General features: G+C 58.7%; 14 protein-coding genes. 7 read left to right on the top strand and 7 right to left on the bottom strand.

What is annotated here, in order from left to right; all coding sequences use genetic code 11:
• Window positions 1-734: 734 nt before the first annotated feature.
• On the bottom strand, window positions 735-1,631 hold the full coding sequence (locus tag ACW55A_RS09970) for an EamA family transporter (RefSeq protein WP_498810851.1): 897 nt from the start codon (window positions 1,629-1,631) through the stop codon (window positions 735-737).
• Window positions 1,632-1,974: 343 nt separating this feature from the next.
• Here ACW55A_RS09970 and ACW55A_RS09965 point away from each other — a divergent pair, with 343 nt between their 5' ends.
• On the top strand, window positions 1,975-2,430 hold the full coding sequence (locus ACW55A_RS09965) for a winged helix-turn-helix transcriptional regulator (protein WP_044309413.1): 456 nt from the start codon (window positions 1,975-1,977) through the stop codon (window positions 2,428-2,430).
• 60 nt (window positions 2,431-2,490) lie between these two features.
• Window positions 2,491-2,853, top strand: coding sequence for a hypothetical protein (locus tag ACW55A_RS09960; protein WP_498810852.1), 363 nt, complete (start codon window positions 2,491-2,493; stop codon window positions 2,851-2,853).
• Between the two features lie 133 nt (window positions 2,854-2,986).
• On the opposite strand, the gene ACW55A_RS09955 is transcribed toward ACW55A_RS09960, so the two are convergent.
• From ACW55A_RS09955 to ACW55A_RS09945, 3 genes are all read right to left on the bottom strand, one after another.
• A complete protein-coding gene (locus ACW55A_RS09955) occupies window positions 2,987-3,226 on the bottom strand; it encodes a hypothetical protein (protein WP_003431655.1) in 240 nt (79 codons plus the stop codon).
• Between the two features lie 182 nt (window positions 3,227-3,408).
• Entirely contained in the window at window positions 3,409-4,500 is a 1,092-nt protein-coding gene (locus tag ACW55A_RS09950) for an endonuclease/exonuclease/phosphatase family protein (protein WP_498810853.1), read from the bottom strand.
• 84 nt (window positions 4,501-4,584) lie between these two features.
• Window positions 4,585-4,965, bottom strand: a complete 381-nt coding sequence (locus ACW55A_RS09945; RefSeq protein WP_498810854.1) for a hypothetical protein — start codon at window positions 4,963-4,965, stop codon at window positions 4,585-4,587.
• 197 nt (window positions 4,966-5,162) lie between these two features.
• On the opposite strand from ACW55A_RS09945, the gene ACW55A_RS09940 reads away from it, so the two are divergent.
• The 3 genes from ACW55A_RS09940 (at window position 5,163) to ACW55A_RS09930 (ending at window position 7,374) form a co-directional block, all read left to right on the top strand.
• The gene (locus ACW55A_RS09940; protein WP_058417062.1) at window positions 5,163-5,867 is read left to right on the top strand and encodes a DUF2076 domain-containing protein; all 705 of its coding nucleotides are present in this window, start codon (window positions 5,163-5,165) and stop codon (window positions 5,865-5,867) included.
• Window positions 5,868-6,264: 397 nt separating this feature from the next.
• Window positions 6,265-6,741, top strand: a complete 477-nt coding sequence (locus ACW55A_RS09935; protein WP_003313837.1) for an NYN domain-containing protein — start codon at window positions 6,265-6,267, stop codon at window positions 6,739-6,741.
• Between the two features lie 18 nt (window positions 6,742-6,759).
• Window positions 6,760-7,374, top strand: a complete 615-nt coding sequence (locus ACW55A_RS09930) for a 3'-5' exonuclease (protein ID WP_498810855.1) — start codon at window positions 6,760-6,762, stop codon at window positions 7,372-7,374.
• 4 nt (window positions 7,375-7,378) lie between these two features.
• Here ACW55A_RS09930 and ACW55A_RS09925 read toward each other — a convergent pair whose 3' ends face one another.
• Window positions 7,379-7,846 carry an Lrp/AsnC family transcriptional regulator gene (locus ACW55A_RS09925; protein WP_003368733.1) on the bottom strand — a complete coding sequence of 156 codons (468 nt, stop codon included), beginning with the start codon at window positions 7,844-7,846 and terminating at the stop codon, window positions 7,379-7,381.
• Window positions 7,847-8,013: 167 nt separating this feature from the next.
• Between ACW55A_RS09925 and yedA the strand changes: the two genes are divergently transcribed.
• Complete coding sequence (yedA, locus tag ACW55A_RS09920; RefSeq protein WP_122265582.1) at window positions 8,014-8,928, top strand: drug/metabolite exporter YedA; 915 nt, start codon at window positions 8,014-8,016, stop codon at window positions 8,926-8,928.
• Window positions 8,929-8,990: 62 nt separating this feature from the next.
• A complete protein-coding gene (gene rhlE1, locus ACW55A_RS09915; protein ID WP_498810856.1) occupies window positions 8,991-10,319 on the top strand; it encodes an RNA helicase RhlE1 in 1,329 nt (442 codons plus the stop codon).
• Window positions 10,320-10,479: 160 nt separating this feature from the next.
• Here the strand turns inward: rhlE1 and ACW55A_RS09910 are convergent, their stop codons facing one another.
• Together ACW55A_RS09910 and ACW55A_RS09905 are read right to left on the bottom strand one after the other, a co-directional pair.
• Window positions 10,480-11,754 carry a TIGR03862 family flavoprotein gene (locus tag ACW55A_RS09910; RefSeq protein ID WP_498810857.1) on the bottom strand — a complete coding sequence of 425 codons (1,275 nt, stop codon included), beginning with the start codon at window positions 11,752-11,754 and terminating at the stop codon, window positions 10,480-10,482.
• 70 nt (window positions 11,755-11,824) lie between these two features.
• Window positions 11,825-12,742 carry a histone deacetylase family protein gene (locus ACW55A_RS09905; protein ID WP_054081982.1) on the bottom strand — a complete coding sequence of 306 codons (918 nt, stop codon included), beginning with the start codon at window positions 12,740-12,742 and terminating at the stop codon, window positions 11,825-11,827.
• Window positions 12,743-12,844: the final 102 nt, after the last annotated feature.

Below are 12,844 nucleotides of genomic sequence, written 5' to 3'. Positions count from 1 at the left end.
CCCCCCCCCCCCCCCCCCCCCCCGCCCCCCCAGACTATGTCTGTGCATATATTTTCCAGCGAAGAAAGCAATTGGCCGGTAATGATATTTTCTTGCCGGAAATCAATGGCTTCGTTCGACGAGCAGTTCTTCATGGCACCGTTAGTCACCCATTGTGCATTTTCAACTCATTGCTTATATGTTAGTTAAAGAATTTCTGCGTAAGCGCCTTTTGCGCGCTTTTTAACTGAGTAGCCACTGTATTTATCTACGCGATCGTATCGCTCGACTCGGCTCAGAGTGTCAAGCCTCAGCGAGCATCGTTACACCTCGTACTTGAGTAGGTGTCAATCAATGCCAAAAAAACCACGGAGGCTGTCAATCTAAAGCTTTAGTATTGACTGTCAATCGGATTCCGAACGCGACTTGTGGCAGTCCCGTATTCATTGGTCTTGGGTGAGTCAATGGGGAATGGGCCTATGTGATAACAACCATTACTGGCCGGATGATCCATTGGTGGCGGAGGCTACGGCTCGGGTCAAGCCTAGGGGGACGTAGGAGGGCCAAACGCTGGCTACGCCTTAGTAGGCCGGACGCTCTCTGGAGTCTTCCTTGACGCATCAGGCGTAAGGGCAATAGCGATAGTTTGAGGACAGGCCTTTCCAAACCGCCCGCCGAAGCGCGAGCAAGAAAATCGCAGGGGGCTATCTACCCGTTCAAGCTCAGGCCCCTGCGTGGATAACCGGCTCAACCTGTCACCTCAAAACTCTGCCGTCCCGCCCAATCAACCCATCAAAAATCCGTCTTCCATACAACCCAACGCTCAGTCCCGTAACAATCAAAAGCACCGCCAGTACCTTGCCCGTCGACATATGCTCGTTGAATATCACGACCGAGCCCAGCATCCCGAAAATCGGCACCAACAGCGACAGCGGAGCCACAGTTGAAATGGGATAGGTCTTTAGCAACGAGTTCCATATCCAGTAGGCGAACAGGGTGTTGGGATAGACCTGAAACAGAATCGACAGTACTGCGGTGGCGCCGATATGGTTCACAAACATGATGTAGCCGACGCTGCCGTTAATGGCGTAATCAAGGGCGAACAGGGGAATAGGCGAGAAGGCGCTGGACCATACCAGAAAAGCAAAGACATCCCTGGTATTGGCCTTTTTGTTAATGATGTTGGCGACACTCATGGACAACGCGCCCACCAGCACCAGCAGCATGCCGAGAGGGCTGACCGAGCCGTCGCTGATCACTATGACGCTGAGCAGACCGCTGAGCGCAATGAGCATGCCCAATATCTGGAACCGGTTCAGTGCTTCCCTGAATACCCAACTGCCTAGCAGGATGCTGAAGAACGCGCTGAACTGCAGTACTAGCGAAGCGATCCCGGCCGAGAGCCCGGCTTTGATTCCCAGATTGACTATTCCCCATAGCCCGATGCCGAAGACCAGCCCATAACCGATGAGATATCGCCAGGGCACATCGGGCCTACGGACAAAAAAGATCGCTGGCAGGGCGCAAAGACTAAAGCGCAGGCCTGCCAGAATGAGTGGATCGACGTTTGTCAGCCCCAGTTTGATCACTGAGAAGTTGATTCCCCAGATGGCCATGACCAGCACAGCCAGCGCTATGTGCAATGGTTTCATTGATGATTTGCCTTGTCATGAATCACTGAGGGAATTTGCAGCTACGCCCAGTACAGCAGCGCAATACCGCTGATGGCTGCAGCCGGCAGACATGCAGCGACCCAGCAAGACTTCGCATAAGTGTAAGTGGCCGCCAAGGGCGCCGACGCCGACGCCGACGCCGCTGCCGCTGCCGCTGCCCAACGAGTAGAAGCATCATCATTCGTCCTTGATATAGTTTCTAATTGAAACCAGGTGTTGATTTTTAGCAGCGCTGGTTTTAATTTGCAACTACTGTTGTGGGTTCGCATTTACTCGACACAATGTCTTCTGCACACTATTTGGCGCCTGACGTCGGAGATACATGGCCAGACAGAAGTTGATGGCGCAAAGCGAATGTCCGGTGGCTCGCGCGCTCGAGGCTATTGGAGATCGCTGGGTATTGATGATCCTCCGAGAGGCCTTTGACGACGTTCGCCGTTTCAGCGAGTTCCAGAAAAACCTCGGGCTGGCCAGGAACATACTTGCTGCAAGGCTCAAGCTGCTGGTCGAGCTAGGAGTGTTTGATGTGCAGCCAGCGTCGGATGGCAGTGCTTACAAGGAGTACGTGCTTACCGAGATGGGGCACGCCGTATTTCCTGTTGTAGTAAGCATGCGCCAGTGGGGCGAACGCTTTCTGTTCAGCAAGGGCGATACTCATTCGGTACTGCTGGATAACGAATCGTCGCAGCCTGTGGACACTCTCCTGGTTCGCTCGAAAACCGGTAAGGTGTTGACTTCAGCAGACTGTCATCGGCTTCGGATCAAGCGTGAGTCCTGAAAACCGCATGTTTGTTCGTCAATTGCTCAAGTGAGCATACCGCGTCATGAGGTTGGTTCTATGTACGTCGAAGACATCGAAACCCTCGCCCTGTCACCTGACGGCCGCTATCGGCTCGAGGCAACACCGTGGGAAGCGGGCAATTCACACTGGGTTTTTCCGCCCGTCATCATCGATACACAGCAAAACTGTTGTGTCTTTTCTTTTAAAAGCAGCCTCTGGACAGCGGATCGAGCAATCTGGCTGGATGCGACAAGAGTCGAGCTGAAACTACGCAAATACCCCGGAGGGCTCACCGGGACCGGAATAGCCGTCGCTATCGACTGCGCGCGCGGCACAGCTGTTTACGGAGCTGGGCTAGAAATAGAGCTATCGAAGTTCGAGGAGGCCCTCGATACGATGGTGGGTGATGTGAAGGCTTGAATGCCAATCTGGTCGGTGCTTTAGCATCGAACTCTTGCTATTCAAAGTGCCGGGTGTTGAACACCTGATCAAATGTTGGATATTCAGATACCCAGAGAACGCCAGGGCGCAAAGCCCTGGCAGGTAGCAGATGTCACTTTTTCTTTTTAGCCGGCTTTTCAGCCTTTTCTGATTTCTTGGCCTTTTCTGGCTTGCTATCAGCTTTTTTGGCAGCTTTCTTTGGCTCGGCGTCTTTTTTCTTGTCTTTCTTTTCGGAAGACTTGGAAAGCGTCGAGGCCGCTTCAGATTTCTTTGCCGGTGATGCTTTCTTGTCTTTCAGATCCTTGCTGGCTTTTGAGGCTTCGTCTTTGCTTTTCTTGTCGTCTTTAGCCACGTTGATCACCCTTTGGTGTATGCCGGTATTGGCACGTCGCCCATGGAAGTATGCACAGGCTAATCATTAGGCGAACGCGCTCAGAAACGGTTCAAACTGTTTTGACACTGTCGGCTGTGAGGGCGCTATTCGAAAGTTTGGTGGCCAGCCAGAGTATTGAAACCTGAATGCTGCTCGCTCCCTCAAGGCACCACCGGCAACAAAAACCGCCCGATCACCGGCAAGTGATCAGAGATCAACAACGTGTCATCCCTGCGCACCCTCGCACTCACTCGCTTCAAACTCGGGCTGTAAAACAGGTAATCCACCGTCCGGTCCGGCCCGTTGATGCGGCTGTCGTTGGGGAAGCGCGTCAGCCATTTGCTGCGGTCGATGCCGCTGGATTCGGCGTTGTCGGGGATCATCGGGTATTTGTCCCACAGCGCGTGCAGTTCGCTGTCGGCGGTGTAGCCAAGACGCTGTTGCTCGGGGAGGCGCAGGTATTGGCCCAGCGGCAGCAGGTTGAAGTCGCCGCCGATCAGCCAGGGCGTGCCGCCGCTTTCCAGCTTGTCCAGCTGCGTTTCAGTGGCCGCGACCTGTTTTTGTGCGGTGTCGCCGGCGTGTCTGGCGGTGGTCAGGCTGGTGTTGATGACGGCCAGTTTGCCGCCGTCACGCAAGGGCAGGTAGCTGACCAGCAAGGCATCTTTTGGCTGGAACTGACGGCTGATGATGTTGGCGTCGGGCACCGGCAGTTGTATACGTTCGGCGCTGTCGATGTGGAAGCGGCTGAGGGTCGCGAGTTTTCTGCCGACGCTGCCCCAGATATGCGGGTTGGGTACGAACTCTGCCTTCCAGTAGAACGCCTGCGTGCTGCACGGGTAGAGGTCCGCGACACGCTCCTTGATCAGCGCCAGTTGATCCTGATAATCGGAGTTCTTGGCACCATCGTCGACGCCTTGCAGCAGCACGATGTCGGGTTGTTCGTCACGGATGACCCGCGCCACTTCATCCAGATTGTAGGCAAGGTCTTCATGGGTCGGGCGTTCGTCCGGGCCGCTGCCGTCGGCCATGTCGTACCAGAACACATAGCGTTTACCCGCCAGGTACTGGATGTTCCAGGTCATGACTTTCAGCGCTTGCCCCGGCACCAGTTTCGGTGCTTCGACCGCTGGGTTGCAGCTCGCCGTGAGTAATTCACGGGCTGGAGGGCGCCAGGTCAGTTGGAAAACCAGCAACAGCAATACGGCGACCAGCAGCAAGCCGTACAGGGTCAGACGTAGCAGTAAACGGGGCATCGGCTCGACTTGGAGCGCCTGGCGCTCAGTGAGGGATTCGGCGTTGAGCATACCGAATCGACGCGCCTGACGTCAGCCTTTGCTTCAGGCGCGGTGTGCGGGCTCGCTGATCAGCATGAACAGGCGGAACGTCACGATGGTGGTGAACAGCTGCAGGAAGCTGGCCGACAGCACGGCGAAGGTCGGCCACAGGCGCACGGCCATGGCCAGTACATCGCGGGTGTGTACGTCCTCGCCACGGCTGCGTGCGTCGAGAAACAGGATCAGCGCGGCTGTATAAACAGGGTAGAAGAACAGTCCGATCACCAATGCATAGGCAGGCGAAGTGTCGGCAGACATGGCGCTGCCCAGCGCTTGTTTGGCCAGCACTTCAAGGATCACGACAGGCAGGCACAGCAGCGCGATGCTGCCCAGATTACGCCGAAAGAAATAAAGCGAATCCTGGATGATGTTCAACGGGTTCATGGAGATAGATCGCAGGCTAAAAGCAGGCGCACACTTTAGCCCATGGCCCCTGTCTAACCAAGCGCAGTGGTTTTCGGCGCACGGCTTGTTATCTTTTTCTTCATGTCATTGAAGCGCGTCGATGAGGCCCCATTTTCTGCACATGGTCCTGCTATTGCGGCAGGGAAGAATTCCAGTGGCAACTCAGTGAGGTGGTCATGAACAGCGAAGAGCAAACCCTGATTGATGGTCTTTTCTCGAAACTGAAAGACGCTGAAACGGCATCCGCCCCGCGAGATGCTGCGGCCGAGGCGCGTATCAAGGAGCATCTGACCCGCCAGCCCGCTGCGCCGTACTACATGACGCAGGCGATTCTGGTTCAGGAAGCAGCCGTCAATCAGCTCAATCAGCAGGTAAAACAGCGTGATGAGCAGATTCAGCAGTTGCAGGCCGAGCTTCAGCAGGCCAAGGGGCAGTCCTCGTCCGCGCCAGCGAGTGGCGGGTTTTTGTCGAGTATCTTTGGCAGCAGCGCACCGCGCGCCTCGCAGCCGCAACCGAGCCAGCCTTCCAGTGGCGGCTGGCGTGATGGTGGTGGTTTCAATCCTGCACCTGCGCCCGCAGCGCCACAGGGCGGTTATGCCGCGCCTGCTCCGGCTGCCGGCAGCGGCTTTCTTGGCGGGGCGCTGAAGACCGCGGCCGGTGTAGCGGGCGGTGTGCTGCTGGCAGAGGGTATCAGCAGCATGTTCAGCCACCACAGCCAGCCGCAGGAGATCGTCGAAGTCATTCACGACGCGCCACAGGCTCAGGACACCGGCTCGTTCAATGATCAGGGCGGTTGGGGACAGCCGGATCAGCAGTACACGGCTGACGACAGTTTCGACGATGGTGGTGACATGTTCTCGGACGATGATTCGTTCGTTTGAGGACGTGACGGTCGTTCTTCACGTTCCAGCGCTCATCGTTATGCACAAATCTCCAAGAGCCCGAAAAGCGTGACTTTCGGGCTTCTGCCCGCAGGTCGGGGGCGGCGATCCGCTTTGCTCACGAATACGATGGTACAGATGCTCCATTTTCAGGGGTTACCGGCCTCTTCGCGAGCAAGCTCGCTCCCACGGCCTGCGGCCAGAATCAAGAGCAGACTTGTGTATAACGATGAGCGCTGGAGCGTGGGAACGATAATCTGTGCCATGCCGCGCGGGCTTCGCAGCGGCCGGTACCGATCCATCCCTCAATTCCTTCCTCAAACTGGCATACTGGGCGCCGATTCACGTTCCGGATCGCTGTAACCCGTGGGCATGTTGCCCGCCATGAGGAATTGCGGTGAAGAAGATCGCGGTGTTCGCCGACGTGCAGAACCTGTATTACACCGTGCGCCAGGCGCATGGCTGTCATTTCAATTACGCCGCCTTGTGGGCGGATATCAGCAAGCGCGGCGAGATCGTTCACGCGTTTGCGTATGCCATTGATCGTGGCGACAGCAAGCAACAGCAGTTCCAGCAGATCCTGCGCAATCTGGGGTTCACCGTCAGGCTCAAGCCGTACATCCAGCGCAGCGACGGTTCGGCCAAAGGGGACTGGGATGTCGGCATCACCATCGATATCATGGATTTCGCGCCGCAAGTGGACGAAATCGTGCTGGCGTCGGGTGATGGCGATTTCGACATGTTGCTCGAACGCGTGATCAGCAAGCATGGGGTCGAGGCCGTCGCCTACGGCGTACCGGGGCTGACCGCGAACTCGTTGATCCGCGCCGCCAGCCGTTACGTGCCGATCGAAGGCGCGTTGTTGTTGAAATGAATTTACAGGGCCAGGCCAGTGTTGGAACGTATTGCAGTCATCGACTTTGAAACCACCGGTATCTCCCCAGGCCATAGCTGCCGGGCGACCGAGATTGCGGTGGTGATCATGGAGCAGGGGCGTATCGTCGAGCGTTTTCAGAGCTTGATGAATGCCGGCGTGCGTATTCCTGCGTTCATCGAAGGGTTGACCGGCATCAGCAACAACATGATTCGTACCGCCCCCAGCGCCGAGCGGGTGATGGGCGATGTGGCGGATTTCGTCGGCTCGACACCGCTGGTTGCGCACAACGCTTCGTTCGACCAGAAGTTCTGGGATTACGAGTTGTCGCGTATCGAGCGCACGCGCGAACAGAGCTTTGCCTGTTCGCTGTTGCTGGCCCGACGCCTGATGCCCGGCGCACCGAACCACAAGCTCGGCACGTTGACCCGCTATGCGCGCCTGCCCGACACCGGCAAGGCTCACCGGGCGATGGCCGATGCGGAAATGGCGGCCAACCTGACGGCGTACCTGACCAACGAATTGCGCCAGACCCACGGCATCTCTGCCATTTCTCACCAGATGCTGTGCTCCCTGCAGAAAGTCCCGGCCGCGAAGATCAGCGAAACGCTGAAGCGTCAGCGCGGCATCTGACCTGTCAGTGCTCCTGCTTGCCGTTGCTGATCAAGTAATCGGCCGGCAGGCTGCGTTCCACGGCTGTCGACAGCACGATTGATGTCTTGCTGAAGCCAAACTTGGCGATCCGGTTGATCAGGTCTTCCAGGTGCGGCATCGAATCGACCGCCGCGCGCATGATCACACACGGGTCGCCCGTCACCCGGTAGCACTGGATCAGTTCGGGGACTTTCCACAGTTCCTTGTACGCCTGCTGATTGCCGTGACTGCCCATGCGCAACTCGATCAGGCACTGAATCGGCAAGCCGACTTTCGACAGGTCAACCTTCGCTTCGTAGCCGGTAATCACACCACTGGCCTCCAGCTTGGCGACCCGCTCGGCCACGGCGGGCGCGGACAGATTGACCAGTTTCGCCAGCTGCGCAAAAGACGCCCGGCCATTTTTCAGCAGCTCATCGAGCAGAATCCGATCGTATTTATCCAGGGTCATGGCGTGCCTCGTACCGTACGGTGGGCAATTTTAAAATAAAAGGAAAGCAGGTCTTACAAGCATTGAATCGTAAGTTTCAGCGCGGTTTAAACAGGTTTGTCTGCTTAATATCTGCCTTGGGCCTTCATACAATAGGTCAACCATAACAATGATCCCAGAGCCTTGCCATGCCTCAGTCCGTTCGTGTTTCACCTTTGCTCATCGGTGCCTTTCTGGCCTTGTACCTGATCTGGGGTTCTACCTATCTGGTGATCCGCATTGGTGTGGAGTCATGGCCACCGTTGATGATGGCGGGTGTGCGCTTTCTGATTGCCGGCTGCCTGATGTATGGCTTTCTGCGGTTTCGCGGCGTGCCCGCGCCGACCTGGCGCGAGTGGAAAGCCGCGTTCGTGATCGGCTTCCTGCTGCTGGCCTGCGGTAACGGCGGTGTGACCCTGGCTGAACACGCAGGCGTTGCATCAGGCGTTGCAGCACTGGCTGTGGCGACCATGCCGCTGTTTACCCTGCTGTTCGGCCTGTTCTGGGGCAATCGCACCACTAACCTTGAGTGGGCGGGCATCGTGCTGGGTCTGATCGGCATCGGCCTGCTGAACCTCGGCTCCAATTTGCAGGCCAGCCCTTATGGCGCCGCCGTGGTGATCTTTGCCGCCGCAGCCTGGGCGTTCGGTTCGGTGCTGAGCAAGCACCTGCCGTTGCCGAAAGGCCCGATGGCCAGTGCGGCGGAAATGATCACGGCGGGAGCGACGCTGCTGATCGGCAGTGCCTTGAGTGGCGAGCGTCTGGCGCATATGCCGACGGCGGCGGGCTGGGGTGCGCTGCTGTATCTGGTGGTGTTCGGCTCTATCGTCGCGTTCAGCGCTTATATGTACTTGCTCAAGAACGTGCGCCCGGCTGCGGCGACCAGCTACGCCTACGTCAACCCGGCCGTGGCAGTGATGCTCGGCGTGGTGTTCGCTGGCGAAACGATCGGTGTCGAAGAGTGCATGGCCATGGTGGTGATCATCAGCGCCGTCGTGCTGATTGGCCTGCCGCAATGGCGCAGGTTGCCGCCGCAAGAGGTCGTATCGACACGCACAAGCTAACCGAGGCGCGCCGGACAGGTTAAACTGCGCGCCTTGCGTTGAATCTTTCCTACGGTATTACCATGACATTCGCCTCTCTCGGCCTGATCGAACCCTTGCTGCGCGCCCTCGAAGCGCTCGGTTACCAGACTCCGACGCCTGTACAGACCCAGGCAATTCCTCCGGTACTGGCGGGCCGCGATCTGATGGCAGCTGCGCAGACCGGCACCGGCAAGACTGCAGGTTTTGCTCTGCCGCTGCTGCAACGGCTGACCATGGAAGGCCCGAAAGTCGCTCCCAACTCAATTCGCGCGCTGGTGCTGGCGCCGACTCGCGAGCTGGCCGATCAGGTTCACGAAAGTATTCGTCAGTACGCCGAGCACCTGCCGCTGACCACCTACGCGGCTTACGGCGGCGTGAGCATCAATCCGCAGATGATGAAGCTGCGCAGGGGCGTGGACGTGCTGGTCGCGACCCCCGGTCGCTTGCTCGATCTGCATCGTCAGAACGCGGTCAAGTTCTCCCAGTTGCAGACGCTGATCCTCGATGAAGCTGACCGTATGCTCGACCTGGGCTTTGCCGAGGAATTGCGCGGTATCTATGCCGTGCTGCCCAAGCAGCGCCAGACCTTGCTGTTCTCTGCGACGTTCTCCGACGAGATTCGTCTGCTGGCCGCGCAGATGCTCAATGACCCGCTGACCATCGAAGTCAGCCCGCGCAACGTCGCGGCGTCTTCGGTCAAGCAATGGGTCGTGACCGTCGACAAGAAACGCAAGGCGGATCTGTTCATCCATCTGATGAAGAAACATTGCTGGGGTCAGGTGCTGGTGTTCGCCAAGACCCGGGTTGGCGTCGATCAACTGGTGGATCGCTTGCAGGCGCTGGGCATGGACGCCGACGGTATTCACGGCGACAAGCCGCAGGCCACCCGCCAGCGTGCGCTGGACCGCTTCAAGAGCAACGAAGTGAAGATTCTGGTGGCCACCGACGTGGCGGCGCGCGGTCTGGACATCGATGACCTGCCGACTGTGGTCAACCTGGACCTGCCGATCGTGGCCGAGGATTACATTCACCGTATTGGCCGCACCGGCCGTGCGGGGCTGACGGGCGAGGCGATTTCGCTGGTGTGTGCCGATGAGGTCGAGTTGCTGTCAGCCATCGAAGTGCTGACCCGCCAGACCCTGGAGCGCAAGGAAGAGCAGGACTTCGAACCGGAGCATCGCGTGCCGAGTACGGATGCCAGCGGCCAGATCCTGAAAAAGCCCAAGAAACCGAAAAAACCCAAAGTGTCGGGCAGCAAGCGCAACCTGGGCAAATGGGTCGACAGCGGCGAGTCCGAGCCTGCGCCGGTGGTCAAACCGGTACGCAAGGTCCCGGTTTTCAACACCGGTCCGCGCAAGAAGAAGCCTTGATATACACATGTGAGAGCGAGCCGGGCGACGCTTCGCTTGCTCCCTAAGAGGCCATGACAGACTTTGGAAGTAGGGCGGCAGGACCATCGTCTTCGTGAGCAAGCTCACTCCCACAGAAGGATTTATGTATAACGCTGAGCGCAGAGCATACGCACAGGAATCACTGTGAGTTCAGCCACTCCACCATCCCCAACCCCGCAGCGCGGCCGCTGGCGAAGCAGGCGGTCAGCAGGTAGCCGCCGGTTGGCGCTTCCCAGTCGAGCATTTCACCGGCGCAGAATACGCCTGGCAATTGCCTGAGCATCAGACGTTCGTCCATGGCCTCGAAGGTGACGCCCCCTGCGGTGCTGATCGCCTCATCGATGGGGCGTGGTTTGATCAGAGGCAGTGGCAACGCCTTGATCGCCTCGCTCAATAACAGCGGATCGGCAAACGCTTCACGAGGCGCAAGCTCGCGCAGCAGCGCTGCCTTCGCGCCGTCCAGCCCCAATTGGCTGTGCAAATGCTTGGACATCGAGCGCGAGCCGCGCGGTTTGCTCAGGGCTTTGTGAATGTCCGACAGCGTTTTGCCGGGCAGCAGATCGACATCCACAACCGCTGAGCCGTGCAGGTTGATTTGTTCACGAATCAGCGCCGACAGCGCATACACCAGGCTGCCTTCGACACCTGTCGCAGTCAGCACGCATTCGCCCAGGCGCAGAGCGTGGCCATGCAGGCCCATCGCGATATTCTTCAGCGGCGCACCGGCAAACTTGTCGCGCAGCAGGTCGCTCCAGGCGCTCACCTCGAAACCACAGTTGGCGGCCTGCAAAGGCGCAACCTCGACCTGCTGTGCTTGCAGCCATGGCAGCCAGGCCCCGTCAGACCCCAGCCGCGCCCAACTGGCACCGCCCAGCGCCAGCAACGTGGCTGCAGGTTTGATTGCCAGTTCATCGTCAGCATGAGTGATGCGCAGGCTGCCATCAGCCTTCCAGCCTAACCAGCGATGCCGCGTGTGAATCGTGACACCCGCATCACGCAGCCGCTTGAGCCATGCGCGTAGCAGGGGGGCGGCTTTCATGTCTGTGGGAAACACGCGCCCCGAGCTGCCGACAAAGGTCTCGATACCCAGCGCATGAATCCACTGGCACAGGGCATCAGCGTCAAAGCCGCGCAACAGCGGTGCGATCATTGGCGAACGTTCGGCATAGCGCGCCAGAAATGCCGGGTAGGGCTCGGAGTGGGTGATATTCATACCGCCCACCCCGGCGAGCAGAAACTTGCGCCCAACCGACGGCATGGCGTCGTACAGATCGACCTTCAGCCCGGCCTGGCTCAATACTTCTGCTGCCATCAACCCGGCAGGGCCGCCTCCGATGATGGCGACGGTTCGGGCAGCGGAGGGGGCGAGGTCGGTCATGGTCAGCGAAATATCGATAGCAGAGGGGTGGGGCATTCTACCCGAGCGCTCTTTCAAGGTGTGGCGCACGTCATGGCCTGCGACTCAAGCGAAGTACCGAGCGGGGTCACAAGCCCATGTCGTTCCAGACCCGTTGTGCACTGTGGTGGAGAATCCCGTGGCGTCTTGCCAGTGCCCGGCGGTCCTTGCTGTAGCCACCGCCAATCACGCCCATGACCGGAATGTCGCGGCCCAGACAATGACGCAGCACCGCTTCGTCGCGATTGGCCAGCCCCTGGTCGGTGAGCTGCAGATAACCCAGCGCATCATCCTTGTGGACATCGACCCCTGCGTCATACAGCACCAGGTCCGGCTTGTAGAACGGCAGCAGGTAGTTGAGCAGGTCGTCGACCACGTTGAGGTAATCGGCGTCGCCCATGCCCATCGGCAGCGGGATGTCCCAGTCGCTCTGCGCCTTGCGTGCCGGAAAGTTCTTTTCGCAGTGCAGCGAGACGGTAATGGCGTCCTCGGTATCAGCCAGAATGCGCGCCGTGCCGTCACCCTGATGCACATCGCAGTCGAAGATCAGCACCTTGTCCACGCGGCCGCTTTGCAGCAGGAACTGACTGATCACCGCCAGGTCATTGAAAATGCAGAAACCCGCCGGGTAGTCATAGTGCGCATGGTGGGTGCCGCCCGCCAGATGGCAGGCCAGACCATGCTTGAGAGCCTGCTCGGCAGTCAGCAGTGAGCCGCCCACCGCACGGATGGTTCGACGTGCCAGAGCCTCGCTCCACGGCAGCCCCAGACGTCGCTGGTCTTCGCGCGACAGATCGCCGTCAAGGTAGCGGTTAATGTAGGAAGGATCGTGAGCCAGCGCCAGAATGTCCGCCGGGCACAACTCGGGACGCATTAATTGAACGTCACTGGTCAGGCCGCTGTCGATCAAGTAATCGCGCAACAAACGAAACTTGTCCATCGGGAAGCGATGATCAGCCGGGAAATCCGGGCTGTAGTCTTCGTGGTAGATAAGCGGTAGGGACATTTTGCGTCCGTTGAAGGGCCGAAGCCCGATAGTGCCAGTAAAGTATCCGCACGCCCAGTTGTGTGGCGCAGTGGATACCCGCACTGACGCCCACTCATGTCT

Source organism: Plantibacter cousiniae (nom. nud.) (assembly GCF_977070315.1).
Note: the sequence above shows the minus strand (reverse complement) of the source record. Positions and strands in the feature narration are given on the sequence as shown.

Coding starts and splice junctions, on each gene's coding strand:
- ACW55A_RS09925 (WP_003368733.1), bottom strand. CDS start 7,846: ATGACCCTGGATAAATACGATCGGATTCTGCTCGATGAGCTGCTGAAA.
- ACW55A_RS09945 (WP_498810854.1), bottom strand. CDS start 4,965: ATGAACCCGTTGAACATCATCCAGGATTCGCTTTATTTCTTTCGGCGT.
- ACW55A_RS09970 (WP_498810851.1), bottom strand. CDS start 1,631: ATGAAACCATTGCACATAGCGCTGGCTGTGCTGGTCATGGCCATCTGG.
- rhlE1 (WP_498810856.1), top strand. CDS start 8,991: ATGACATTCGCCTCTCTCGGCCTGATCGAACCCTTGCTGCGCGCCCTC.
- yedA (WP_122265582.1), top strand. CDS start 8,014: ATGCCTCAGTCCGTTCGTGTTTCACCTTTGCTCATCGGTGCCTTTCTG.
- ACW55A_RS09905 (WP_054081982.1), bottom strand. CDS start 12,742: ATGTCCCTACCGCTTATCTACCACGAAGACTACAGCCCGGATTTCCCG.
- ACW55A_RS09910 (WP_498810857.1), bottom strand. CDS start 11,754: ATGCCCCACCCCTCTGCTATCGATATTTCGCTGACCATGACCGACCTC.
- ACW55A_RS09950 (WP_498810853.1), bottom strand. CDS start 4,500: ATGCCCCGTTTACTGCTACGTCTGACCCTGTACGGCTTGCTGCTGGTC.
- ACW55A_RS09940 (WP_058417062.1), top strand. CDS start 5,163: ATGAACAGCGAAGAGCAAACCCTGATTGATGGTCTTTTCTCGAAACTG.
- ACW55A_RS09960 (WP_498810852.1), top strand. CDS start 2,491: ATGTACGTCGAAGACATCGAAACCCTCGCCCTGTCACCTGACGGCCGC.
- ACW55A_RS09965 (WP_044309413.1), top strand. CDS start 1,975: ATGGCCAGACAGAAGTTGATGGCGCAAAGCGAATGTCCGGTGGCTCGC.